General features: G+C 68.6%; 25 protein-coding genes. 19 read left to right on the top strand and 6 right to left on the bottom strand.

All coding sequences use genetic code 11. The annotated features are described in order from the left end of the window. Positions 1-495 precede the first annotated feature (495 nt). The 8 genes from trpB to JCR33_RS11105 all read left to right on the top strand — a co-directional run bounded on the left by trpB (position 496) and on the right by JCR33_RS11105 (position 6,971). On the top strand, positions 496-1,722 hold the full coding sequence (gene trpB, locus JCR33_RS11140; protein WP_198882121.1) for a tryptophan synthase subunit beta: 1,227 nt from the start codon (positions 496-498) through the stop codon (positions 1,720-1,722). Next, positions 1,722-2,036, top strand: coding sequence for a hypothetical protein (locus tag JCR33_RS11135; RefSeq protein WP_198882120.1), 315 nt, complete (start codon positions 1,722-1,724; stop codon positions 2,034-2,036). The genes trpB and JCR33_RS11135 overlap by 1 nt, the downstream gene beginning before the upstream one ends. A gap of 148 nt (positions 2,037-2,184) precedes the next feature. Then, a complete protein-coding gene (gene trpA / locus JCR33_RS11130; protein WP_198882119.1) occupies positions 2,185-2,997 on the top strand; it encodes a tryptophan synthase subunit alpha in 813 nt (270 codons plus the stop codon). Beyond that, a complete protein-coding gene (gene accD / locus JCR33_RS11125; protein WP_198882118.1) occupies positions 2,994-3,986 on the top strand; it encodes an acetyl-CoA carboxylase, carboxyltransferase subunit beta in 993 nt (330 codons plus the stop codon). Before trpA ends, accD begins: the two co-directional genes overlap by 4 nt. 2 nt (positions 3,987-3,988) lie before the next feature. Beyond that, a complete protein-coding gene (locus tag JCR33_RS11120) occupies positions 3,989-5,305 on the top strand; it encodes a bifunctional folylpolyglutamate synthase/dihydrofolate synthase (RefSeq protein WP_211110209.1) in 1,317 nt (438 codons plus the stop codon). Positions 5,306-5,346: 41 nt separating this feature from the next. Then, positions 5,347-6,318: a signal peptide peptidase SppA gene (sppA, locus tag JCR33_RS11115; protein WP_198882117.1), complete on the top strand. Its 972-nt coding sequence runs from the start codon at positions 5,347-5,349 to the stop codon at positions 6,316-6,318. Then, positions 6,311-6,622: an integration host factor subunit beta gene (locus JCR33_RS11110; protein ID WP_198882116.1), complete on the top strand. Its 312-nt coding sequence runs from the start codon at positions 6,311-6,313 to the stop codon at positions 6,620-6,622. The genes sppA and JCR33_RS11110 overlap by 8 nt, the downstream gene beginning before the upstream one ends. Before the next feature lie 4 nt (positions 6,623-6,626). Beyond that, complete coding sequence (locus JCR33_RS11105) at positions 6,627-6,971, top strand: lipopolysaccharide assembly protein LapA domain-containing protein (protein WP_198882115.1); 345 nt, start codon at positions 6,627-6,629, stop codon at positions 6,969-6,971. A gap of 6 nt (positions 6,972-6,977) precedes the next feature. On the opposite strand, the gene JCR33_RS11100 is transcribed toward JCR33_RS11105, so the two are convergent. From JCR33_RS11100 to JCR33_RS11080, 5 genes are all read right to left on the bottom strand, one after another. After that, the gene (locus JCR33_RS11100) at positions 6,978-8,168 is read right to left on the bottom strand and encodes a histidine kinase dimerization/phosphoacceptor domain -containing protein (protein WP_198882114.1); all 1,191 of its coding nucleotides are present in this window, start codon (positions 8,166-8,168) and stop codon (positions 6,978-6,980) included. A 197-nt stretch (positions 8,169-8,365) separates the two neighbouring features. After that, on the bottom strand, positions 8,366-9,391 hold the full coding sequence (locus tag JCR33_RS11095; RefSeq protein WP_198882113.1) for a cation diffusion facilitator family transporter: 1,026 nt from the start codon (positions 9,389-9,391) through the stop codon (positions 8,366-8,368). Positions 9,392-9,506: 115 nt separating this feature from the next. Further along, positions 9,507-9,902 (bottom strand): cupin domain-containing protein, encoded by a 396-nt coding sequence (locus JCR33_RS11090; protein WP_198882112.1) that lies wholly within the window; start codon positions 9,900-9,902, stop codon positions 9,507-9,509. A 109-nt stretch (positions 9,903-10,011) separates the two neighbouring features. Continuing rightward, positions 10,012-11,829, bottom strand: a complete 1,818-nt coding sequence (locus JCR33_RS11085; protein WP_198882111.1) for a CHASE2 domain-containing protein — start codon at positions 11,827-11,829, stop codon at positions 10,012-10,014. After that, positions 11,826-12,344, bottom strand: coding sequence for a FecR domain-containing protein (locus JCR33_RS11080; protein ID WP_198882110.1), 519 nt, complete (start codon positions 12,342-12,344; stop codon positions 11,826-11,828). The genes JCR33_RS11085 and JCR33_RS11080 overlap by 4 nt, the downstream gene beginning before the upstream one ends. 341 nt (positions 12,345-12,685) lie before the next feature. On the opposite strand from JCR33_RS11080, the gene JCR33_RS11075 reads away from it, so the two are divergent. The 5 genes from JCR33_RS11075 to JCR33_RS11055 all read left to right on the top strand — a co-directional run bounded on the left by JCR33_RS11075 (position 12,686) and on the right by JCR33_RS11055 (position 18,132). After that, positions 12,686-13,804, top strand: coding sequence for a TRAP transporter substrate-binding protein (locus JCR33_RS11075; RefSeq protein ID WP_198882109.1), 1,119 nt, complete (start codon positions 12,686-12,688; stop codon positions 13,802-13,804). Positions 13,805-13,975: 171 nt separating this feature from the next. Further along, positions 13,976-14,614, top strand: a complete 639-nt coding sequence (locus tag JCR33_RS11070) for a TRAP transporter small permease subunit (protein WP_198882108.1) — start codon at positions 13,976-13,978, stop codon at positions 14,612-14,614. Next, positions 14,611-16,035: a TRAP transporter large permease gene (locus tag JCR33_RS11065; protein ID WP_198882107.1), complete on the top strand. Its 1,425-nt coding sequence runs from the start codon at positions 14,611-14,613 to the stop codon at positions 16,033-16,035. The genes JCR33_RS11070 and JCR33_RS11065 overlap by 4 nt, the downstream gene beginning before the upstream one ends. Continuing rightward, positions 16,032-17,354, top strand: coding sequence for an amidase (locus JCR33_RS11060; RefSeq protein WP_332461163.1), 1,323 nt, complete (start codon positions 16,032-16,034; stop codon positions 17,352-17,354). Before JCR33_RS11065 ends, JCR33_RS11060 begins: the two co-directional genes overlap by 4 nt. 16 nt (positions 17,355-17,370) lie before the next feature. Then, the gene (locus JCR33_RS11055) at positions 17,371-18,132 is read left to right on the top strand and encodes a sulfite exporter TauE/SafE family protein (RefSeq protein ID WP_198882106.1); all 762 of its coding nucleotides are present in this window, start codon (positions 17,371-17,373) and stop codon (positions 18,130-18,132) included. On the opposite strand, the gene JCR33_RS11050 is transcribed toward JCR33_RS11055, so the two are convergent. Beyond that, positions 18,125-18,970, bottom strand: coding sequence for a hypothetical protein (locus JCR33_RS11050; protein ID WP_198882105.1), 846 nt, complete (start codon positions 18,968-18,970; stop codon positions 18,125-18,127). The genes JCR33_RS11055 and JCR33_RS11050 overlap by 8 nt on opposite strands. A 195-nt stretch (positions 18,971-19,165) precedes the next feature. Here JCR33_RS11050 and JCR33_RS11045 point away from each other — a divergent pair, with 195 nt between their 5' ends. From JCR33_RS11045 to JCR33_RS11020, 6 genes are all read left to right on the top strand, one after another. Next, positions 19,166-19,345: a hypothetical protein gene (locus tag JCR33_RS11045; RefSeq protein ID WP_198882104.1), complete on the top strand. Its 180-nt coding sequence runs from the start codon at positions 19,166-19,168 to the stop codon at positions 19,343-19,345. A 191-nt stretch (positions 19,346-19,536) separates the two neighbouring features. Beyond that, positions 19,537-20,364, top strand: a complete 828-nt coding sequence (cysQ, locus tag JCR33_RS11040; RefSeq protein ID WP_198882222.1) for a 3'(2'),5'-bisphosphate nucleotidase CysQ — start codon at positions 19,537-19,539, stop codon at positions 20,362-20,364. A gap of 226 nt (positions 20,365-20,590) precedes the next feature. Then, positions 20,591-21,499: a sulfate adenylyltransferase subunit CysD gene (cysD, locus tag JCR33_RS11035; protein WP_198882103.1), complete on the top strand. Its 909-nt coding sequence runs from the start codon at positions 20,591-20,593 to the stop codon at positions 21,497-21,499. After that, the gene (cysN, locus tag JCR33_RS11030; RefSeq protein WP_198882102.1) at positions 21,499-23,424 is read left to right on the top strand and encodes a sulfate adenylyltransferase subunit CysN; all 1,926 of its coding nucleotides are present in this window, start codon (positions 21,499-21,501) and stop codon (positions 23,422-23,424) included. The genes cysD and cysN overlap by 1 nt, the downstream gene beginning before the upstream one ends. Before the next feature lie 169 nt (positions 23,425-23,593). Next, a complete protein-coding gene (locus JCR33_RS11025; protein ID WP_198882101.1) occupies positions 23,594-24,061 on the top strand; it encodes an SRPBCC family protein in 468 nt (155 codons plus the stop codon). Next, on the top strand, positions 24,045-24,395 hold the full coding sequence (locus JCR33_RS11020; protein WP_198882100.1) for an ArsR/SmtB family transcription factor: 351 nt from the start codon (positions 24,045-24,047) through the stop codon (positions 24,393-24,395). Before JCR33_RS11025 ends, JCR33_RS11020 begins: the two co-directional genes overlap by 17 nt. The last annotated feature ends 13 nt before the right edge of the window (positions 24,396-24,408 follow it).

Raw genomic sequence — 24,408 nt, 5'->3', positions numbered from 1 at the left:
AGCGACAAATATTCTTATCACAATGCGCATTGCAGCAACCCTTTTTCAAATGAGGGTGTCTATACAGCGTTGAGAAATATCACTTTGATCGATGCACAAAGATAAACACGACATGCACCGACGTTATTGCGATTTTTGAGGAAAAAGGCATTTCCGTGACACATTTCGCTCTCTTGAGGCAAAATAGACACAGCATGACCGTCTCTATGCCGCCAGGGCGGAGCGGTTCGGGCGTGACGGCCAGCGGCGACGCACCGCGTCGCGCGGAGGGCATCGTGTCGCGTCGCCGGGCGCGCGGCGCCTCGGAGGCGGGGGGCCTCGACCCCGGCGGGCGGGCCGGCGATCGCCGCGCTTGACCCCCTTCCGGCCTTCATGCTTTCACCGGTGCTCAACCCGGATGACGGCGACGACGATGCCCCGCGGCGAGGCCGCCGCGCCGGAGTCCCGGCGGAGGCATCGGCGGCCGCCGAGCCGGTCACCTTCGAGGATCCTATCGTGAGCGAACGGCCCAATTCCTATCGCACCGGCCCCGACGACCGCGGCCGCTTCGGCATCTTCGGCGGCCGCTTCGTGGCCGAGACGCTCATGCCGCTCATCCTGGAGCTCGAAGCCGCCTACGACGCCGCCCGCGCCGACCCCGCCTTCGCCGCCGAGATCGCCGCCCTCGCGCGCGACTATGTGGGCCGCCCCTCCCCGCTCTATTTCGCCGAGCGCCTCACCGAGGAGCTCGGCGGCGCCAAGGTCTACTTCAAGCGCGACGAGCTCAACCACACCGGCTCGCACAAGATCAACAACTGCATCGGTCAGATCCTGCTCGCCAAGCGGATGGGCAAGACGCGCATCATCGCCGAGACCGGCGCCGGCCAGCACGGCGTCGCGACGGCCACGGTGTGCGCCCGTTTCGGCCTGCCCTGCGTCGTCTACATGGGCGCCAAGGACGTGGAGCGTCAGGCGCCCAACGTCTTCCGCATGAAGCTCCTCGGTGCCGAGGTGGTGCCGGTCACGGCCGGCGCCGGCACGCTCAAGGATTCCATGAACGAGGCGTTGCGCGACTGGGTCACCAACGTCGAGGACACCTTCTACATCATCGGCACCGCCGCCGGGCCGCACCCCTATCCGCGCATGGTGCGTGACTTCCAGTCCATCATCGGCACCGAGGCGCGCGAGCAGATGCTCGCCGCGGAAGGGCGCCTGCCCGATCTCCTCGTCGCGGCGGTGGGCGGCGGCTCCAACGCCATCGGCCTGTTCCACCCCTTCCTCGACGATCCGTCGGTGGCGATCACCGGCGTGGAGGCGGCCGGCGAAGGGCTCGAGGGCGACAAGCACTGCGCCTCCCTCACCGCCGGCGCGCCCGGCGTCCTCCACGGCAACCGCACCTATCTCCTGCAGGACGACGACGGCCAGATACTCGAAGGCCACTCGATCTCGGCCGGCCTCGACTATCCGGGCATCGGCCCCGAGCACTCCTGGCTCAAGGAGATCGGCCGCGCCTCCTACATGCCGATCGACGACAAGGAGGCGCTCGCCGCCTTCCAGCTCCTCGCCCGCACCGAAGGCATCCTGCCGGCGCTGGAACCCGCCCACGCCCTCGCCTATGTCGCCAAGGTTGCACCGACGATGGCGAAGGACCAGATCATCCTCATGAACCTGTGCGGCCGCGGCGACAAGGACGTGCACACCGTGGCCGCGGCCCTCGAGGCCGGCGCGGTGAGCGCGCATTGATGGCCTATGCCCTCGCCGTCCGCATCTCGCTGGAGCGGGCTGCCGAAGCATTGCGCCTCGAGCAGTCCGACGCCGCATTCGACGAGGAAATCGTGATGCTGTCCAACGTCATGCGCGATCTCGGCTTCACCTGGGAGTATGGCGAGCTCTACGTCTATCGCGGCGAGCAGGGGATGGCGGCCGTGATGTCGGCGATCGACCGAATGTCGCGGATCGACTGGATCGCCGAGTCCATCGAGGACGTGCACGCCTTCCGCCTCACCGACGAAGCCGATCTCACCGGCATCGTCAGCCGACGCGCGGGGGGCATGTGACGACGCTCCGCCATCCGGCCGCGTCCGCCGCCTCTCGGCCGACGGCTGCCGCCGCCATGCCGTCCTCGGCGCGCGACGGCATGCCCTCGATCAGCCTCTTGCCGGGCGGTACGCCCCCCGCTTGCCAGCCCCTGTCCGGAACCCGCCCATGAGCCGCATCGCCGCCCGCTTCGAGGCCCTCGGCCGCGACAATCGCGCCGCCCTCGTCACCTTCATCACCGCCGCCGACCCGTCGATCGAGACCTGTGCGGAGATCCTGAAGGGCCTGCCCGCCGCCGGGGCCGACGTCATCGAGCTCGGCATGCCGTTCACCGATCCGATGGCCGACGGCCCCGCGATCCAGGCCGCTGGCCGCCGCGCGCTGGCCGCCGGCGGCTCGGTGTCGACGACGCTTCGGCTCGTGCGCGACTTCCGCCAGCACGACGACACCACCCCGATCGTGCTGATGGGCTACTACAACCCGATCTACCATCGCGGCGTCGACACCTTCCTCGCGGAGGCGACGGAGGCCGGCGTCGACGGGCTCATCATCGTCGACCTGCCGCCGGAGGAGGACGACGAGCTCTGCCTGCCCGCCCGCGCCGTCGGGCTCGACTTCATCCGCCTCGCCACCCCGACCACCGACGACAAGCGCCTGCCCGCCGTCCTCGCCAACACCTCCGGCTTCGTCTACTACGTGGCGATCGCCGGCATCACCGGCACCGCCAGCGCCGCGGCGGCCGACATCGGCCGCGCCGTCGCCCGACTCAAGGCGAAGACGGCGCTCCCCGTCGGCGTCGGCTTCGGCGTGAAGACGCCGGAGCAGGCCGCCGAGATCGCCCGCGTCGCCGACGCGGTGGTGGTGGGGTCGGCCATCGTCTCCACCATCGAGGCGTCCGGCGGCGATCCGGCCCCGACCCTCGCGTTCGTCAAGGCCCTGTCCGACGGCGTTCGCCGCGCCCGCACCGAGGTCGCCGCATGAACTGGATTTCGTCCGTCGTCCGTCCGAAGATCTCCTCCTTCTGGACTAAGCGCGACACTCCGAAGAACCTCTGGATCAAGTGCCCGGAAACGGGCGAGATGGTGTTCCATCGCGATCTGGAGCAGAACGGCTGGGTGGTGCCCGGCTCGGGCTTCCACATGCGCATGCCCGTCCCCGCCCGCCTCGACAGCCTGTTCGACGACGGCCAATATGAGCTCCTGCCGCTGCCGCAGGTGCCCGTCGATCCGCTGCGCTTCCGCGACGAGCGGCGCTATCAGGACCGCCTGCGCGACGCCAAGGCGAAGACCGGTCGCGAGGATGCGGTGACCCTCGCCAAGGGCCTCCTCGAGACGCTGCCCGTCACCGTCGCCATTCAGGACTTCGCCTTCATGGGCGGCTCGCTCGGCATGGCCGCGGGCGAAGCCATCGTGAAGGGGGCGGAGACGGCGGTGGCCGACGGAACGCCCTACATCCTCTTCGCGGCCTCCGGCGGCGCGCGGATGCAGGAGGGCATTCTCTCCCTCATGCAGATGCCGCGGACCACGGCGGCGCTCATCGCGCTGCGCGAGGCGGGGCTTCCCTACGTCGTCGTCCTCACCAATCCGACGACCGGCGGCGTCACCGCCTCCTACGCGATGCTCGGCGACGTCCACATCGCCGAGCCCGGCGCCCTCATCGGCTTCGCCGGCCCGCGCGTCATCGAGCAGACCATTCGCGAGAAGCTGCCCGAGGGCTTCCAGCGCGCCGAATATCTCCATGAGCACGGCATGGTCGACATGGTCGTCCACCGCCACGAGATGAAGGCGACGCTCGCCCGCCTGCTGCGCATTCTCACCCATCAGGCGCCGCCTCCCGTCGAGACGCCCGCCCTCCCCGCTCCGAAGGCGGAGGTGGAGGTGCCGGCCGAGCCCGTGGCGACGTCCGCGGCCGACGCCCAGACCCAGACCGAGGCGCCCGCCGACGAGGAGCCGGCGACCGCCGCGACCTGACCATGGACGCCACGTCACCGATCCTGGAGCGGATCGCGGCGCTGCACCCCAAGCGGATCGACCTCTCGCTCGGGCGCCTCGAACGTCTGCTCGCCGCCCTCGGCAACCCGGAACGCCGGCTGCCGCCCGTCATCCACGTCGCCGGCACCAACGGCAAGGGCAGCGTGGTGGCGATGCTGCGCGCCATGCTCACGGCCGACGGCAAGACCGCCCACGTCTACACCTCGCCCCACCTCGTCGCCTTCAACGAGCGCATCCGCATCGCCGACGCGTCGGGCGGCACTCTCGTCGACGACGCGGCGCTGACGGACGCGCTGACCCGAGCGGAGGAGGCGAACGGCGGCGAGCCCATCACCTTCTTCGAGATCACCACGGCCGCCGCCTTCCTCCTCTTCGCGGAGAACCCCGCGGACTATCTCCTTCTCGAGACCGGCCTCGGCGGCCGGCTCGACGCCACCAACGTGGTGGAGCGCCCGCTCGCCTCCGTCATCACCACCATCGGCATCGACCATGTGGGCTTCCTCGGTCCCACCCTCGCCGACATCGCCGCCGAGAAGGCCGGGATCATCAAGCAGGGCGTGCCGGTCGTGTCCGCCCCCCAGAAGGCGGAGGCCTCGACCGTCATCGAGCGGCAGGCGGCCCGGATGGCGGCGCCGCTCCATCTCGGCGGTGCCGACTGGTCGGTGCTGCAGGAGCACGGCCGCCTCGTCTTCCAGGACAATGACGGGCTCGTCGACCTGCCGGTGCCGCGCCTGACCGGGCGCCATCAGTTCGTCAACGCCGGCGTCGCCGTCGCGACGGCCCGCGCCACCCACCTCATCGACGATCCGGCGAGCCTCGAAGCCGGGCTCGCCCGCGTCGACTGGCCGGGCCGGCTCCAGCGCCTCACCCGCGGCCGGCTCATCGACTTCGCCCCCCGCGAGGCCGAGATCTGGCTCGACGGCGGGCACAACCCCGATGCCGGTGAAGCCATCGCCGCCGCCCTCGCCGACCTCGAGGACCGCGTGCCGCGCCCGCTCTTCCTCATCGTCGGCATGCTCAACACCAAGGATCCGGCGGGCTATTTCCGCGCCTTCGCTGGCCTCGTGCGGCACGTCTTCACCGTGCGCGTGCCCTCCGACGCGTCCATCGAGCCGGCCGCCCTCGCCGCGGCGGCGGAGGAGGCCGACATCTCCGCCGAACCCGTCACCTCGGTGCGCACCGCGCTGCGGCTCCTGGAGCAGAACTGGCGCTTCGAGCCGGCGCCGCGCATCCTCATCGGCGGCTCGCTCTACCTCGTCGGAGACGTGCTGGCGCAGAACGGGACTCCGCCGCTTTAGTTTCCGTGCTACACGACCCGTTCCATCGTGCGGATTGAACCATGGCGCTCGAAGTCGACACCCTCCTGGACCGTCGCCGCCTGACCCGGCGGCTTGCCGTGTGGCGCGCCCTCGCGATCCTCATCGTGATCGCGGCCGTGGGCGCGGCCGTCTACTGGACGGTCAGCGCCGGCGGGTCGAGCCACATCGCGCGCCTGCCGATCCGGGGCGCCATCGTGTCGGACAGCGACCTCATCGATCTCATCGAGGATCTCGGCGAGGACGACAGCGTCGCCGGGGTCGTCGTCACCATCAACTCGCCGGGCGGCACCACCGTCGGCGGCGAGCGCCTCTACAACGCGCTGCGCGACGTCGCGGCGGTGAAGCCGGTCGTCGCCCAGATCGACACCCTCGGTGCCTCCGCCGCCTACATGACCGCCCTTGCGACCGATCACATCGTCGCCCACCGCTCCAGCCTGACGGGCTCGATCGGCGTCCTCATCCAATACGGCCAGATCAGCGAGATGCTCGATCACCTCGGCATTCAGGTGTCGAAGGTCGATTCCGGCCCGCTCAAGGCCGAGCCGAACCCGTTCGAGCCCACCGACCCCGACGCCGTCGCCGCGCTCCAGTCGATCGTCGACGACAGCTACGCCTGGTTCCTCGGCATGGTCGTGGAGCGCCGCGGCCTGACCGAAGCCGACGCCCGGCGCCTCGCCGACGGCCGCATCTTCACCGGCCATCAGGCGCTCGAGGAAAAGCTCATCGACGAAATCGGCGGCGAGGACACGGCGATCGCCTGGATGGAAAGCGAGCGCGGCATCGCCAAGGACCTGCCGGTCAAGACCTATACAACCAAGGATGACGGCGACTTTTCCTTCACCGCGCACATGGCGGAACGCGTGGTGGACGGCGTTTTCGCGGCGCTCGGACTGCCCCTTCCGTCCACTCGGCCGACAGCTTCGGTTGACGGTTTGTGGTCGCTTTGGCAGGCTTCCATCACATCGGACCTAAAGGTGACATACAATGATTAAGTCCGAGCTGGTGACACGCCTCGCCCTGCAGAACCCGCACCTTTATCAGCGGGAGGTTGAAGGCGTCCTCAATGCGGTGCTGGACGAGATTTCGGACGCCTTGCGCGACCGCAATCGGGTCGAGTTGCGTGGCTTCGGGGCGTTCTCCGTGCGCCTGCGCGGCCCTCGCATCGGCCGCAATCCCCGCACCGGCGAATCCGTCCCGGTGGAGGAGAAGGCCGCTCCCTTCTTCCGCACGGGCAAGGAGATGCGCGAGCGCATCAACAACGCCGACGACGACGGCATGAGTCGCGCCGCCGAGTAGACCCGTGGCGCGCTTTGCCGGAACCGCGCTGCTCGTCCTGCTCGCGGCCGCGGTCATGGTGCTCGCGGTGGCGAACCGCCATCCGGTGACGATCCGCGTCGACCCGTTCGACGCGCACGGCCTCACTGTCGCGGTGCCGCTCTACATGCTGATCTTCGCGCTGATCGCCCTCGGCGTGGTGATCGGCGGGCTTGCCGGCTGGCTCGGCCGCAAGGACGCGCGCCGCGCCGCGCGGGCCGATCGTCGGGAGTTGAAGCAGCTGCGCAAGACCGCCGCGCCGGCTCAGCCGACCGTCCTCGCCCTCGCCCCTCCCCCCAAGAAGGCGGGGCGGCGACGGCTCGGCGCTTGACCCGGTTCAGCGCGACGGCGCGTGGTAGCGTGGCACGGCGCCGCCGTGGTTGGCGCGCGGAGCGTCCGCTTCCAGCGCGGCCATCGCCGGGGTGACGGGCACGCTCGGCGGCACGTCGATGGTCGGAAACACCAGCGTCAGCCCGTGGCCCGCCGCGCGGCCGGGAAAGGCGAGCTGCGCCCCCATCTGCTGCGCCGACGCGTCGATGATCCGCATGCCGAGCCCGCGCCCCGCCGCGGCAGGATCGACCCCCACCCCGTCGTCTTCGAGGTGCACCTCGAAGACGCCGTCAGCGCCGCGCGCGCCGATGATCGACACGATGCCCTCCCGCCCGTCGGGAAAGGCGTGCTTGAACGAGTTCGCCACGAACTCGTTGCAGATGGCGGCGAGGGCGGTCGCCTGCTCGGCGCTCACCAGGGCCGTCTCGCAGCGTGTCTCGAGCCTCACCCCTTCCGGCGCCGAGGCGGCGAACAGGCGGCCGAGCTTTTCCATGTAGCTGTTGAGGGCGACTTCCTCGCCCACGCTCGCCGCGTAGAGTTCCTGATGGAGCAGCGCCACCGACGAGATCCGCCGCCCGACCGTCTCGAGCACCTCGCGCGTCGCCTCCTCCTGCGCCCGCCCGCTCTGAAGGCGGATGAAAGAGGCGACAGATTGCAGCGAGTTCTTCACCCGATGGTCCACCTCGTGCTGCATCACCTCTTGGCGCTTGAGCGCTTGGCGCAAGTCGAGCTCCTTGGTCACCTGGCGCGCGAGCACGCGGATGGTGGTGCGCTGCAGATCGGTCAATTTGCGTGGCTTGGTGTCGAGCACGCACAGGGTGCCGAACGGCACGCCCGAGGGCGTGCGCAGCACCGCGCCGGCATAAAAGCGCAGGGCGGCCGGGCCGCTGCACAGCGTGTTGGCGCAGGAGCGTGGGTCCTCCAGCGTGTCCTCGATCTCGATCACATCGTCGCTGTCGAGAGCGGTGACGCAGATCGACTGGCTGAGCGGCGTCTCGCGAACCCCGAGCCCCACTTCCGCCTTGAACCACTGCCGCTCCTGGTCGATCAGGCTGACCGCGGCCATCGGCGTCTCGCAGATCGCCGCGACGAGCTCGGCGATCTCGTCGAAAGCCCGCTCGCGCGGCGTGTCGAGAATACCGTAGGCCGTGATCGCGGCCACCCGGCTCTGCGCGCTCGCATTGTGTGAGAAAGTCACGATCGGCGTCCTCCGGACAGGGCGTCGCTCGGCGGCGGTGCCGTGGAGTGCGCCGACCCGGTTGATAGAAGGCACGATCGCGAAAATCAAACCATTCTAAATTGCGCAGAAGCGCTCGGCGCCGCTCTTTCCCTCGGGAATCCTGGGAGAAATTGGCAGAGCCACAATCTCCAGAAGAAAACTGATAGGATTATTTTCTATAAGTCGGTGCCGATGGACGGCGCTTCGAGGCATGCGTGGTTCATGCACTCGAGCTCGAGCGTCGACTGGGCAATACCGAAGCGCGCCTTGAGCTTCGCCTTGATCGCCGCCTTGATGGCGTCGGCATGGGTCCATTCGCCCCGGTCGATCACCACGTGGGCGTCGAAGGCGGTGGCGTTCTCCTGCATCTGCCAGAAGCGCACGCGGTGGACATCGGAAACGCCGTCGATCTCCTTCACCGCGGCGATCACGTCGGCGGTCTCGATCCCCGGCGGGCTGCCCAGCATCAGGATCCGGATCACTCCGCCGATCTCCTTGAACGACATCCACAGAATGTAGCCCGAGATCAGCAGCGTCACCAGCGGATCGACGATGTGCCAGCCGAACAGGATGATCAGCGTGCCGGCGAAGATCACCGCCACGGAGCCGAGCGCGTCGGCGACATTGTGCAGGAACGCGGCGCGGATGTTCATGCTCGTCTTCGACATCGAGAAGGTGAGGAGCGCGGTGACGACATCGATCACCAGCGCGACGCCCGCGATCCAGACGACCACCCAGCCCTCCACCCCCTCGGGCTCGAAGAAGCGCATCACCGCCTCGCTCACGAGGTAGAGGCCGACGACGATCAGCGTGGTGTAGTTGATCAGCGCCGCGACGATCTCGATGCGGCCGTAGCCGAACGTCATCCGCTCGTCGGAGCCGCGGCGGGCGATCTTGCGCGCCCCGTAGGCGATCACCAGCGACAGCGCGTCGGAGAGATTGTGCAGGGCGTCGGCGATCAGCGCCAGGCTGCCGGCGAGTACGCCGCCCACCACCTGCACCACCGTGAGCAGGAGATTGACGAGGACCGCGAAGCCCACCTTGAGGTCGCCGGCCGCCGGGTCGACGTGGTGATGGTGGGCATGGCCGTGCCCGCCGTGCCCATGCCCGCCGTGATCGTGCCCGTCATGATCATGGCCGTCATGATCATGGCCGTGGGCGTCGTGGCTGCCGGCGGCCGCTTGCGTGCGCTCGTCGTTCATCGCCATCCCCCTCACCGCGGCTTGAGCGCCTTGATAGACCGGGGCACCTCCCCGCGCCACCGCTTGTCCGGCCATGTCGTCTCCGGTGACGTCGTCCCGTCGCCGGACACCATGATCAGGCCGCGAGACGATCGGTCGGGTCGAAATGGTAGTCGACCTCGCGGAGCGGGCGGTCGGGGAAGAAGAACAGCACCCTGAGCCGTCCGCGGCGATGCGCCTCGGTGAGATGCCACGCGTCGGCGGGAATGAACGCCGTCGTCCCGGGCTTCAGCTGATGCACCTCGCCGTCGACCGTCAGTCGCCCGGTGCCGGTGATGACGTGATAGATCTCCTCCGCGGCGTGATGGTGCCACGGCAGCGCCTCGCCCGGCCCGATCTCCATCGCCCCGAGCGCCAGCCTTCCCCCGGCCGACATCACCTCCGCCCAGCGCACGCCCCTCAGCGTACCGTGAAGCGGATCCTCCCAGTCCTTCCAATCGACGTCGTCGACGTTGCGGATGCACGGTTTCACAAGCACCTCCATCGGGTCTCATGGACGGTCGCGGCGCGCTGCCGGCACCACCCGAGGAGTCCGAGAGGCGGCGATGAGTTCCATCCCCGCGCGCTGTACCGGGCAGCGCCTATCGCAGGCTCCACAGCGCCACCTCGATGGTCGCCGCCCGTCCGCGGATGGGCGCGGTGATCATCGCTTCGGCCGGTGGCTGCGCCGGCCGCGTCAGCGCCGCCATCAGCGCGGCGGAGGCGGCGATGTTGGCGCCCGCCCCCTTGGCGACGTCCATCAGCCGGCTCGCGACGTTCACCGCGTCGCCGGTGACCGTCACCTGCTGGTGCTCGTCGTGGCCGAGACGCGACATCACGACGTCGTCGAAGTGGAGCCCGACGCGGGCGTCGAGATCGCCCACCGCCCCGTCGGGCGGCGCCGTCGCCCGCACCGCCGCAATCAGCGCCCGGGCGGCGAGAAGCGCGCGGTCGGCGTCGTCGGGCCGGGTGTCCGGCATGCCGAACACGGCGAGCGCCCCGTCGCCCATATAGTTCAGCACCACGCCACCGCCGGCGTGCACCACGTCCGCGGTGTTGGCGTGGAAGTCCTTCAGGAGGCGCTGAGTGCCGTCGAGCCCCAGCCGCTCGCTGTGGCCGGTGAAGCCCTTGAGATCGACGAACAGCACGGCGACCGTGGCCGTCACCGGACGGGCGAGATAGGTGGGGTCGTCGGCGAGCCGCCGGGCAAGGGCGGGCGACTGGAAGCGGCCGAGCCTCGTCACCCCCTGCCGATCGCGCGCCGCCCGTCGCCGCTCCACCAGATAGCGGGCCGCCGCGACGACGGCGAACACCGGCACCGCCACCGCCGTCGGCAACGCCAGGCTGAGCCACACGCCCTCGGCGAACATCACGCACACCGCGGCGAGCCACGCCGCGAGCAGGCCCATCGCGATCGCGAGCCCCGCCGTCAGCGGCGCCAGCGCGATCGCGAGGCTTCCAGCCACCGCGATCGCGCCGGTCGCGGCGACATCGACCCGCCGAACCGCCACGTTGCGCACGAGCCCCGGCGTGTCGACGAGCTGGGCGGTGGCGGTGGCGAGGATCTCCACCCCCGGCGTCACCGCGTCATAGGGCGTCACGAAGGTGTCGCCGACGCCCGACGCCGTGTAGCCGAGCAGCACGAGGCGCCCACGCAGCCGGTCCCCGGCGCGTCCGGCGAGGAGCTCGGCGACGGAGACGCGCGGCACCGTCCCGCCGGGCCCCATGATCCGCAGCGGCTCGTGAAAGCCGAGGTCGAGCGGCACGACGCGCTCGCCGATCGCCACGCTCTCGGCGCTCAGCCGCGGCTCGGCACCGGCAAACAACGCCGCCGCCCGCAGCGCCATGTGCGACAGGAGACCCGTTCCGCTCAGCATCACGAGGGGCACGTGGCGCGGCGTTCCCGTCGACGCGGTGACGACGTTCACCATCCCCACCTCCGCGCTCTCCTGGAACTGCGCGTCGGGCCACACCACCTCCTGCGGCCGCGGCACCGTCGTCGCCACCGCATCGGCGGGGAAGCGGGCGGCGGCACCGATCACCGTCGGGATGCGCTGCAGCGCCCCGGCGAGCGCGGCGTCGCCCGCGGCATCCTTCCTGCCGACGAGGAGCACGTCGACGGCGAGCGTCCGCGCGCCCGCGTCGGCGATCGCCTCGACGATCTGCGCGAGGCGCGCGCGCGGAAGCGGGAAGCCCAGCCCGGCCGCGTCCACCGTCGCGTCGTCGATCGCCACCACCCTCACCGCGGTGTCGTGCGGCGTCTCGCCGAAGAGGAGGAGACGGAGATCGACGAGGCTCGCCTCGATGCCGTCCAACGGGCTGCGGCGGCCGAGGAGATGCGGTGCGCCCGCGACCGCCGTCAGGGCGAGCGCGGCGACGACGCCGACGATCGCGACGACCGCCGGCGCGGTGAGCCTCACAGGCCGAAGCGTTCGAGTAGCGCCCGCGCCCGCGCCGCGCCCCAGGTGCGCACCACCAGCGGCTCGCCCGGCGCCACGTCGACGCCCTCGCCCGGCCCCAGCGTGACGCCGCCGCCACCCCCGCGGTGGGTAACGCCCACCGATCCTTCCACCACGAAGACGGCGGTGGACCCCACCGCCACCTCCACCGCGAACAGCGTGCCGCGCACCGACGCGATCGCATGGGGGGTGAGGATCTGCGCGTCGCCGGCGGGGTGCTCGCGGATCAGAAAGCGCCCGCTCTCGAGCACCATCTCGGTGCGCTGCGTGCCGCCCCGCTCGGACACGACGAAACCGAGCTGCGCCGCAGCCTCGCGTTCCAGGAGGATGCCGCCGCAGTCCACCATCACCCGCGGCGGGTTCGGCAGGTTGCGCACGCTGCACGTCGGCATCTGCTGGGCGGCCGCCGGCATCACCGTCACCGCCGCCGCGACGAGCAGGGCGGCGACGAAGCAGGCGAGGTCTCGAGCAGTCATCCGGCGGTCTCCCTTGTCGGCACAGCCTCATCGCCTCGCGGGCATGAGGATCGCGCCACCCGTCCGGGCCGCGCGAAGGTCTCCCATAAAGCCCGAGATTGTCGGCGGCGTCGACCAGACCAATGGTACGGACATAGCCGACACTCGAAAAAACCCCCTAAAAACAGTCGCCCGGACCGATTAAGTTGCTTACGCTGCAGGCACAACTCCTTTCACTACATTGCAGAATCAGGGCTATCCTGATTTTTCTTCGCTTCTTTCTTACGCAGGACTTGCCCTCACGGTCGGCTTCGTGTCTCCTGTCGCCAGCGATCAACAAGAATCGCATAGGGAGGAACGCCATGACCAACCCGACCCGACGCCGCTTCCTTCAAACGGGCGGCGCCGCTGTGGCCGGCGCGTCCGCACTTGCTGCGCCCACCATCGTGCGTGCGCAGGACGCCACCGTGCTCAAGGTACAGTCCGCCTGGACCGCCTCCAACATCTTCCAGGAGATGGCCCAGCAATACGCCGATCGCGTGGAGGCGATGTCCGGCGGACGGCTGCGGATCGACCTGCTGCCCGCCGGTGCGGTCGTGCAGGCCTTCCAGCTGCAGGACGCCGTGGCCGACGGCGTGCTCGACGGCGGCCACCACGTGACGGCCTACTGGTACGGCAAGAACAAGGCCGCCTCGCTGTTCGGCACCGGCCCCGTGTTCGGCACCGACGCCACCCAGATGCTCGCCTGGATCCACTTCGGCGGCGGCAAGGAGCTCTACCGCGAGCTCATCGAGGACATTCTCGGCCTCGACGTGGTGGGCTTCTTCGCGATGCCCATGCCGACGCAACCCCTCGGCTGGTTCAAGAAGGAAATCACCTCGCTCGACGACGTGAAGGGCCTCAAGTACCGCACCGTGGGTCTCGCCACCGACATCATGAACGGCATCGGCATGTCGGTGACGCAGCTTCCCGGCGGCGAAATCGTGCCGGCGCTGGAGCGCGGCGTCATCGAGGCGTTCGAGTTCAACAACCCCACCGCCGACAAGCAGTTCGGCGCGCAGGACGTCTCGAAGAACTACATGCTCGGCTCCTACCACCAGGCGGCCGAATTCTTCGAGATCATCTTCAACAAGAGCCTGTTCGACAGCCTGTCCGCCGAACAGCAGGCGATCCTGGAGTATGCCGCGGAGGCCGCCTCCACGGCCAACTACGGCCTCGCCATGGACCGCTACTCCAACGACCTCGTCTCCCTGCGGGACGACTCGGGCGTCAAGATCTCGCGCACCCCGGCCCCCATCATGGCCGCGCAGCTCGACAGCTGGGACAAGGTGCTCGAGGACCTGACGGGCGACGAATATTTCAACCGGGTGGTGCAGTCCCAGAAGGACTGGTCGGAGCGTGTGGGCTACTACATCCTCCTCAACCAGGCCGACTACAAGCTGGCCTACGACCACTACTTCCCGGAGAGGCTCAACTTCTAGGGCGCCCCGCGCGCGACCGGCCACGGTCGCGCCGCAGAAGAAGCGCTCGGAGGCTTGGGAGGGGGGCATTCCGCCGAATGCTCGTCGCGACAACTGAAACGCCGGCCTCGTGGCCGGCGTTTTTACCGCCGCGCCGCACGATACGCCCGACATCATTAGGAAAGGCTCGCGATGGAAGCCTATATCCGCTTCGCCGACAAGGTATCCGCTTGGGTTGGCCGCGCCTTTGCGTGGTGCATCATTCTCATGACCTTCGGCGTCGCCTATGAGGTCTTCGTTCGCTACTTCCTGCGTGCGCCCACCACATGGGCCTTCGATATCTCCTACATGATGTACGGGGCACTGTTCATGATGGCCGGCGCCTACACGCTGTCGCGCGACGGGCACGTGCGCGCCGACGTGTTCTACCGCCTCTGGCCGGTCCGGGTGCAGGCCACGGTGGAGCTGATCCTCTACTTCATCTTCTTCTTCCCCGGCGTCCTCGCCCTCATCTTCGCCGGGTGGAAGTACGCCTCGCGCTCGATCCGCTACCAGGAGGTCAGCGTGATGAGCCCGGCGGGCGTGCCGATCTTCCAGTTCAAGGTGCTCATCGTCGCCGCCGGCGTGCTGCTGCTCATCCAGGGGATCGCCCAGGTGTTCCGCTGCATCCTGTGCATCCGCCGCGGCAGCTGGCTGGAGCGCGAGAGCGACGTGGAGGAGCTCGAGACGCAGCTCATGAAAGGCGAGGCGCTCGACATCATCCATCACGGCTCGGAGGCGGCCGACATCGTCGTCCCCGCGTCCACCCCGCGCGAGGAGAACGACCGGTGACCGACCCTCAAGTGGCCGTCTTCATGCTCGGCTCGTTCATCATCATCATCATGCTGGGCTTTCCCATCGCCTTCACGCTGATGGCGATGGCCGTGGGCTTCGGCTATTACGCCTACTTCGACGCCGCCCGCCAATGGCGCCTCTACGACCGCCTTCTCGAGAACGTCGACGCGAGCACCTTCGACCTCGTCCGCGAGTGGTTCCAGGGCTTCTTCAACAACCGCATCTTCGACCTCCTCGTGAACCAGACCTACGGGGTGATGTCGAACGACGTTCTGACCGCGGTGCCGCTGTTCCTCTTCATGGGCTACATCGTGGAGCGGGCGAACATCGTCGACCGCCTCTTCGGAACGCTGCAGATCGCGGCGCGCCGCATCCCGGGCTCGATGGCCGTCGCCGCGCTGATCACCTGCGCCCTGTTCGCCACCGCCACCGGCATCGTCGGCGCCGTCGTCACGCTGATGGGTCTGCTCGCCTACCCGGCGATGCTCAACGCCCGCTACCGCATCAGCTTCGCCTCGGGCGTCATCTGCGCCGGCGGCACGCTCGGCATCCTCATTCCGCCGTCGATCATGCTGATCGTCTACGCGGCGACCTCCAACGTCTCGATCGTCCGCCTCTACGCCGGGGCACTGCTGCCGGGCATGCTGCTCGCCGGCCTCTACGTGGTCTACGTGGTCGGCCGCGCCATCCTCAACCCGCAGGTCGCCCCCAAGCCGCCCAAGGACCTCACCCAGGACGTCAGCGTCGGCCAGGTGGTGTGGATGATCATCACCTCCTTCCTGCCGCTCGCCGTGCTGATCTTCTCGGTTCTCGGTGCGATCCTCTTCGGCCTCGCCACCCCGTCGGAGGCGGCGGCGGTCGGCGCCCTCGGCGGCCTCGTCCTCGCCGTCGCCTACCGCGCCCTCACCTGGGACCGGCTGCGCGAGAGCGTCTACCTCTCGGTGCGCACCTCGGCGATGGTCTGCTGGCTCTTCGTCGGCTCCTGGACGTTCGCCTCGGTGTTCTCCTATCTCGGCGGCGAGCAGCTCGTGTCGGAGTTCGTCACCGGCCTCGACCTCACTCCGCTCCAGTTCCTCATCCTCGCCCAGATCATCATCTTCCTGCTGGGCTGGCCGCTGGAGTGGTCGGAGATCATCATCATCTTCGTGCCGATCTTCCTGCCGCTGCTCGGCGTGTTCGACATCGATCCGCTGTTCTTCGGCATCCTCGTGGCGCTCAACCTGCAAACCTCCTTCCTCACCCCGCCGATGGCGATGAGCGCCTACTATCTGAAGGGCATCGCGCCACCGCACGTGCGGCTCGCCGAGATCTTCGCGGGCTGCATGCCGTTCCTGGCGATGGTTTTCATCACGATGTTTATCCTCTACGTCTTCCCGAACATCGTCTTCTGGCTGCCGGGGTTGGTCTACGGAAAGTGAGCATTCCTTCCGCCGTTGAAATCGCGGAGCGCCTGGCGGCGGGCGCTCTCTCCGCCCGCGAGGTGGCCGACAGCTGTCTCGAGCGCATCGGCGCCCGCGACGGCGAGGTGCGCGCCTTCGCCCACCTCGACCCCGCCCAGGTGCGCGCCGAGGCCGACGCTCTCGACCGTCACCGCAAGGCGGGCCGTCCGATCGGCCCGCTGCACGGCGTGCCCGTCGCCGTCAAGGACATCATCGACACCGCCACCTACCCGACGGAGAACGGCTCGCCGCTCGACGCCGGCCGACGGCCCCGGCAGGACGCGACCCTCGTCGCGCGGTTGCGGGCCGCCGGCGCCCTCGTCATCGGCAAGACCGTCACCACCGAGTTCGCCTACTACCGCCCCGGCCCGACGCGGAACCCGCACAACCTCGCCCACACGCCGGGCGGCTCCTCGCAGGGCTCGGCCGCCGCCGTCGGCGACGGCATGGTGCCGCTCGCCATCGGCTCGCAGACCGCGGGGTCGGTGATCCGACCGGCCTCCTTCTGCGGCGTGGTGGGCTACAAGCCCACCTACGGCATGGTGTCCCTCGCCGGCGTCCTGTCGATCTGCGAGCCGCTCGACACCGCCGGCGTGTTCGCCACCACGGTGGAGGACGCCGCCCTCGTCGGCACCGTCCTCGCCGGCTACGACGCCGCCGACCCGCGCACCCGCCCGGTCGCCCGCGCCGACCTCCTCGCCGCGGCCCGCTCCGAGCCGCCGGCCGCACCCCGCCTCGCCATCGTGCGCGGCCCCACCTGGGACGCCGCCGAGCCCGACCTCGTCGGCCTGATCGACGAGATCGCCGAGGCGCTCGGCGACGAGGCCGACGCCGTCGACCTCCCCGCCCCCTACGACGACGCCTTCGCCCTGCAGCAGCGCCTCATGAAGGTCGGCTTCGCCCGCCACCTCACGCGCTACCTGGAGCGCGGCGCCGATGCCGTGTCGGAGCTCATGCGCGCCGCCATCGCGGAAGGCGCGGCGGTCACGGCGGTCGACTATCTCGCCGCCCGCGACATGCAGACGGCGCTCGCCGTCGGCCTCGACCGGGTGTTCGACCGCTACGACGCGATCCTCACCCCCGCCGCCCCCGGTGAGGCTCCGGCCGGCATCGAGGCGACCGGCAGCCCCGTCTTCAACGCGCTGTGGACCTTCGTCGGCACGCCGGCGATCACCCTGCCGCTCGCCACCGGTTCCACCGGCCTGCCCATCGGCCTCCAGCTCGTCGGCCGGCCCGGCGAGGACGGGCGCCTCCTGCGCACCGCCCGCTGGCTGCAACGCCGCCTCGCGGAGGCTTGAACCCGACGCCCGCCTCATGATGCCGCATTTCTCGCCCCTCCTCTGGATCGCGATCATCGCGATCACCCTGACGGCCGGCCTGGTGAAGGGCCTCGTCGGGTTCGCCATGCCGATGATCATGATCTCCGGCCTCAGCTCGGTGCTGCCGCCGGACGTCGCCCTCGGCGCCCTCATCGTGCCGACGCTCGCCACCAACCTATTGCAGGCGCTGCGCCAAGGCTGGCATGCGGCGATCGCATCGGTGCGGGCCCATCGCCGCTATGTGGCGGTGGTCGTGGTGGTGCTCGCCTTCAGCGCCCAGCTCGTGGCGATCCTGCCCTCCTGGGTGCTCTTCCTGGTGCTCGGCACGGCGGTGGTGACGTTCGCCTGCATCCAGCTCGCCGGCCTGCGCATCCACATTCCGCCAGAGCGCCGCACCCTCGCGGAGGTGTTCTTCGCCGCCCTTTCCGGCTTCTTCGGCGGCATGTCCGGCGTCTGGGGGCCGACGACGGTGATGTACCTCACCGCTCTCGACACGCCGAAGACCGAGCAGATCCGGGTGCAGGGCATCGTCTACGGCCTCGCCGCCGTCGCCCTCACCATCGCGCACACTAACTCGGGGGCGTTCAACGCGACCACCGCCCCCTTGTCCGTGCTGCTGCTGATCCCGGCGCTCGCCGGCCTCGTCATCGGCGTCCGGCTGCACGACCGGCTCGACCAGGACAAGTTTCGCCGCGCCACTCTCGCGGTCCTGGTGATCGCCGGCCTCAACCTCGTCCGCCGCGGCCTCTTCAGCTGACCACCGCCCGCGCCGCTGCGGTCGACGCGCCGTGTTCCGACCGCAGCACCGGCGCGAGTGCTTCGCCGAGGCGACCGTGCTCCTTCAGCCATGCCGCGATGCGGTGATTGCTGACCTCGTACCGATGCACGCTCACCCCCGGCAGCCCCTCGATGCGGTCGGCGGCGACGCGGTCGCGCATGTGGTCGTTCGAGACATGCACCACGATCTCAGTGGTCGTATTCCTCTGGAGCACCGGCACCAGATCGAGGTGCGTGCCGTGCTGTCTAATATCTTCGGCACGGGTATCTTGTGAGCGAAACGCTCGGACCACGGCCGGCGTCAGTGCGGTCTGCGGCCCGAAGGCGACGACACGAGCCGCGCCCATGAGCACTCCCATCAGAATCGCACCGAACCCCCCGGCGCTCGTCCCGACGCAGGACACCTCACGAACCGTCGGCGGCAGCATCGCCCGGAGATATTCGGCGGTGTCGGTGACGCCCTCGGTCAACCCGAGCAGTCCAAACTGATACCAGGCCTGATGGAGGTCCTTCACGAAGTAGGATGTCTGGTTGCCCGACGAGAGGAAACGTTTGAATTCGGCGAACGGCATGCTGAGCGCCGTCGCCATGCCGCCGAACGCAATGATCGGATACTCGTCGTCGCCGGCGTCGCGCTCGATGGGAGCAAGGCTCGCATAAGGCGAGTTTGCCGGGCAGACGCCGATATCGAGATGTCGGATGAGCGCTTCCGTGAGGGCGAAGTTCTTCTTCCGCTCCAGCTCGAGCTGCCGCCACAGCCGCCCGACACGGGTCTTGAGCTGCTTGAGTTCGTCTTCGCAATCAGTCGCTTCGGTCACGTGCCGCTCTCCCTGGTCGTGCGAACCGCCGGGCGGCAAGCCGAACGGCCAACCTTGCGCTCTCACGACAGCCGCTGTATCCGTAGCATGTTGGACTTGGGTCGCGAAACTCGACCGAGTTCTGCGGTCGGGCCGTATTTTTCACGCCTGATCGAAGCGAACGGCATACCAACGGGCTGATGGAGGTCGACTGTCTTGACCAAATTGGATTGGGTCCTGTCGTTCATCGCCCTTGCGGGCTTCATCGTCTTCGTCGGCATCATCAGCGCCTTCGTGATGGAGCCCGATCTCGCCATCGTCATCGCCATCTCCGTGGCGCTCGCGGTCTACGATTTCTGGATTCGCCCGCTCCGCACGCGCCGCGCCGCACGCTGATCGACGGGGCTCGCGGCTCGGCTCAGCGGCGCATCCGAGAAAGAGATATTCGGCGAGGCCTTGCGTTCTGTTGCGCTGCAATACAGCATGGATTAGAGCGAAGCACAGATTGCCGCACCCAAGGTCGTGGCGATGAGCCCTCAAGGCCGGTCGGCGGGCCGGTCGCGTAAATTCGTTGGAGCGTTGTGTTGATGAAGCACCCCTCGCTGGACTTTCTCGTCGAGGTCGCGATCGAGGCCGGAGCAGCGATCCTGCCCCACTACAGCCCGGACGGGACCGCCGCACGCTCCAAGGATGACGGCTCCCCCGTCACCGTCGCCGACGAGGCGGCCGAAGCGATCATCCTGAAGCGGCTCGCCGAGCAGGGCGTCACCGCCGTCATCGCCGAGGAATCCGTCGCCGCCGGCCGGATCCCGGACGTGGCCGACGACTTCTACCTCGTCGACCCGCTCGACGGCACCAAGGAATTCATGACCGGCAGTGGCGAGTTCACCGTCAACATCGCCCGCGTGAAGAACGGCAAGCCCATCGCCGGCGTCGTTCTCGCCCCCGCCATCGACACCGTCTACGCCGGTGACGAAACCGGCGCCTGGCGCGGCAAGGTGGTCGACGGCAAGGTCACCGAGAAGACCCCGATCAAGGCCGCCGTCCCCGGCGACGCGCTCAAGGTGATCGCCTCCAAGTCGCACCTCAGCGACGAGACGAAGACCTTCATCGAGGCCTACAACGTGGCGAGCTTCCTCTCGTCGGGCTCGTCGCTGAAGTTCTGCAAGGTGGCCGAAGGCGCCGCCGACCTCTATCCGCGCCACGGCCGCACCATGGAGTGGGACACGGCCGCTGGCCACGCCGTGCTCCTCGCCGCCGGCGGGCACGTCCTCACCGAGGACGGCGCCGCCCTCACCTACGGCAAGTCGGACCACCCGTCCGGCACCTTCGCCAACCCCTATTTCATCGCAGCCGGCGCCTTCGACCCGTTTGCGAAGGACGCCCCTTTCCGCGCGGCAACGCCCGCCACATAAGGATTTCATTTGCGTCAGGATCATTTCGGAAGACGGATGTCGTTCAACCCGCCACCACGGCTGGTCTCACATCCCGACCCCGTCCGACCCGACAAAATTGCGCTCGCCGGTTGTCAGGCGCAGAATTTGCAATCGGCTGTGTACTTTGCCACATCGGCGCACGGCGTCGTCATCGGACCAGGCTGCCGCCGCGACCCGCCCCGGCGATCATCAAGAGGAGAGCGTTATGGCCGTTGATCGCGGCTCGCACCTGAAACGGCTAGAAGACGAGTCTATCCACATCATCCGCGAGGTGGCGGCCGAGTTCCGCAACCCGGTGATGCTCTACTCCATCGGCAAGGACTCGGCGGTGATGCTTCATCTCGCGATGAAGGCGTTCTACCCGTCGAAGCCCCCCTTCCCGCTCATGCACGTGGACACCACCTGGAAGTTCCGCGAGATGGTCGAGTTCCGCGACCGCAAGGCGCGCGAGCTCGGGCTCGATCTCATCGTGCACATCAACGAGGAAGGCGTGCGCGACGGCGTCGGCCCGTTCACCCACGGCTCGGCCTACCACACCCAGGTGATGAAGACCGATTCGCTCAAGCAGGCGCTGACGAAGTACGGCTTCGACGCGGCCTTCGGCGGCGCCCGCCGCGACGAGGAGAAGAGCCGCGCCAAGGAGCGCGTCTTCTCCTTCCGCACCGCCAACCACGGCTGGGATCCGAAGAACCAGCGTCCCGAGCTCTGGCACCTCTACAACTGCCGCGTGGCGAAGGGCGAATCGATCCGCGTCTTCCCGCTGTCGAACTGGACCGAGCTCGACATCTGGCAGTACATCATGATGGAGAACATCGAGATCGTGCCCCTCTACTACGCCGCCATGCGGCCGGTGGTGGAGCGCGACGGCACCCTCATCATGGTCGACGACGATCGGATGCCGCTCGCCGACGGTGAGGAGCCTGAGCAGAAGCTCGTCCGCTTCCGGACCCTCGGGTGCTACCCGCTCACCGGCGCCATCGAATCGTCGGCCGCCACTCTTCCCGATATCGTGGCCGAGATGCTGATCGCCCGCACGTCCGAACGTCAAGGTCGCGTGATCGATCAGGACGAGAACGCCTCGATGGAAAAGAAGAAGCGCGAAGGTTACTTCTGATGTCCCAGTCCGCTGCCCCGGCGTCGACCGTTGCCGTCGACCTTTCGCCCGAAGCCTTCGCCGAATATCTGGAGAGCCAGGAGAAGAAGTCCTTCCTGCGCTTCATCACCTGCGGCTCGGTGGACGATGGTAAGTCCACCCTCATCGGCCGCCTCCTGTTCGAGACCAAGCTGATCTTCGAGGATCAGCTCGCCGCCGTCGAACGGGACTCCAAGAAGCACGGCACCACCGGCGACGACATCGATCTCGCCCTCCTCGTCGACGGCCTTGAGGCCGAGCGTCAGCAGGGCATCACCATCGACGTCGCCTACCGCTTCTTCACCACCGACAAGCGCAAGTTCATCGTCGCCGACACGCCCGGCCACGAGCAGTACACGCGCAACATGGCGACCGGCGCCTCCACCGCCGATCTCGCCGTGCTCCTCGTCGACGCCCGCAACGGCATCCAGGTGCAGACCAAGCGGCACGCCTTCCTGGTGTCGCTCCTCGGCATCCGCCACGTGGTGCTGGCGATCAACAAGATCGACCTCGTGAACTTCGACCAGAACCGCTACGAGGCGATCAAGAAGGACTTCGCGTCCTTCGCCCACGGCTTCGACTTCGACACCATGGTGGCCGTCCCGATCTCCGCCCGCTACGGCGACAACGTGGTGGCCCGCTCCGAGCGCAGCCCCTGGTATGACGGGCCGACGCTGCTCGAGCACCTCGAGACCATCGAGGTCCAGTCCGACCTCGAGGATCGCCCCTTCCGCATGCCGGTGCAGTGGGTGAACCGCCCCAATCTCGACTTCCGCGGCTTCTCCGGCACCATCGCCACCGGCCGCGTCCGCCCCGGCGATCCCGTCGTGGTGGCCGGCTCCGGGCGCGAGGCCAAAATCGCCCGCATCGTGACCATGGACGGCGACCTCGAAGAGGCCGCCGCTTCCGAGGCGGTGACGATCGTGCTCGACCGCGAGATCGACGTCTCGCGCGGCGACATCCTGGTGCCGCCGTCGCACCGGCCGGAGGTCGCCGACCAGTTCGCCGCCCACATCGTGTGGATGGCCGAGCAGCACCTCTATCCGGGGCGTCCCTACCTTCTGAAGATCGGCACCCGCAGCGTCACGGCGCAGGTCACCGAGATCAAGCACCGGATCGACGTCAACACCTTCGACCACCTCGCCGCCAAGGAGCTCAGCCTCAACGAGGTCGGCTTCTGCAACATCTCGCTGTCGGAAGAGATCGCCTTCGATCCCTACGAGGCGAACCGCGACACCGGCGCCTTCATCCTGGTCGACCGCCTCACCAACCAGACGGTGGGCGCCGGCATGGTGTGGTTCGCGCTGCGCCGCGCCACCAACATCCACTGGCAGGCGCTCGACGTCGACAAGAACACCCGCGCCGCCCTCAAGGGTCAGAAGCCGGCGGTGCTGTGGTTCACCGGCCTCTCCGGCTCGGGCAAGTCGACGATCGCCAACCTCGTCGAGAAGAAGCTCAACGCGCAGGGCCGTCACACCTACATCCTCGACGGCGACAACGTCCGCCACGGCCTCAACCGCGACCTCGGCTTCACCGACGCCGACCGCGTCGAGAACATCCGCCGCGTGGCCGAGACGTCGAAGCTCTTCGTCGACGCCGGCATGATCGTGCTCGTCTCCTTCATCTCGCCGTTCCGCTCCGAGCGGCGGATGGCGCGCGACATGGTGGAGGACGGCGAGTTCCTCGAGGTGTTCATCGACACGCCCATCGAGGTCTGCCGCCAGCGCGATCCGAAGGGCCTCTACAAGAAGGCCGACGCCGGTCAGCTCAAGAACTTCACCGGTGTCGATTCGCCCTACGAGGCACCGGTCGAAGCGGAGATCGTCATCGACACCACCGTCGGCGAGCCCGAGGAGAACGCCGAGAGGATCGTCACCCTCCTGCGCGAGCGCGGCGTCATCGACTGACGCCACCGCGAGACCCGTTCCGAAAGCCCGCCGGCCATCCCGGCGGGCTTTTTTCGTTCTCGGCTCGCCGTCGCGCCGAGGCTCGTGCGAATCAACTCGCAACTTTTTGGTTGCCTTTCTCGACATGGCGCCCCATTATGCAACCATTCAGTTGCGCATAGAGGTTGCCATGAACACCGCTCAGAGCTCCACCGACATCGTCGTCGAAAGCGTCGACATCGCCGCCCCCGTCGCCCGCGTCTGGCGTGCCCTCACGGACCATCGCGAGTTCGGCGAATGGTTCGGCGTCGTCTTCGCCACCCCCTTCCGCCCCGGCGAAACGGTGCACGGGAGCCTCACCATTGCCGATTTCGCCGGCCTCCCGCTCGAAATCACCGTGCGGGAGATGGATGCGCCGCGCCGCTTCGTGTTCAGCTGGCATCCGTACGCCGTCGAGCCGGACCACGACTATACCAAGGAGCCGCAGACGCTGATCGAATTCACCCTCGAGCCACGCGACACCGGCACCCGTCTGACGGTGCGCGAGAGCGGCTTCGACGCCCTCCCCGAGGCGCGCCGCCCGACGGCCTTCCGGATGAACACGAAGGGCTGGCCCATCCAGCTCGGCAACATCGCCCGCCATGTCACGAGCGGCTGACAGGGCCCGTCTCGGCGATCATGCCCCGGTCTTCGCGGCGCTCGGCGACCGCACGAGGCTCGGTATCGTGGCGACGCTGTCGAGCGGCGAGCCCCGCTCGATCAGCGCCCTCGCCGACGCCTCCGACCTCAGCCGGCAGGCCGTCACCAAGCACCTCAAGGTGCTCGAAGGCGTCGGCCTCGTCTCGAGCCGCCGTCTCGGCCGCGAGACGCTCTACACCTTCCGCCCCGAACGCCTCGACGACGCCAGCGCCGGCCTCGCCGCCATCTCCCGCCAATGGGCCGACGCCCTCGGCCGCCTCAAGCACTTCGTGGAGCGCGACCCGGACAGCTGACCGGCTCCGCGAC

Source organism: Acuticoccus mangrovi, from assembly GCF_016411865.1.
GTDB classification, from domain to species: domain Bacteria; phylum Pseudomonadota; class Alphaproteobacteria; order Rhizobiales; family Amorphaceae; genus Acuticoccus; species Acuticoccus mangrovi.
The sequence above is the reverse complement of the archived record's forward strand: the minus strand, read 5'-3'. Positions and strand labels throughout refer to the sequence as shown.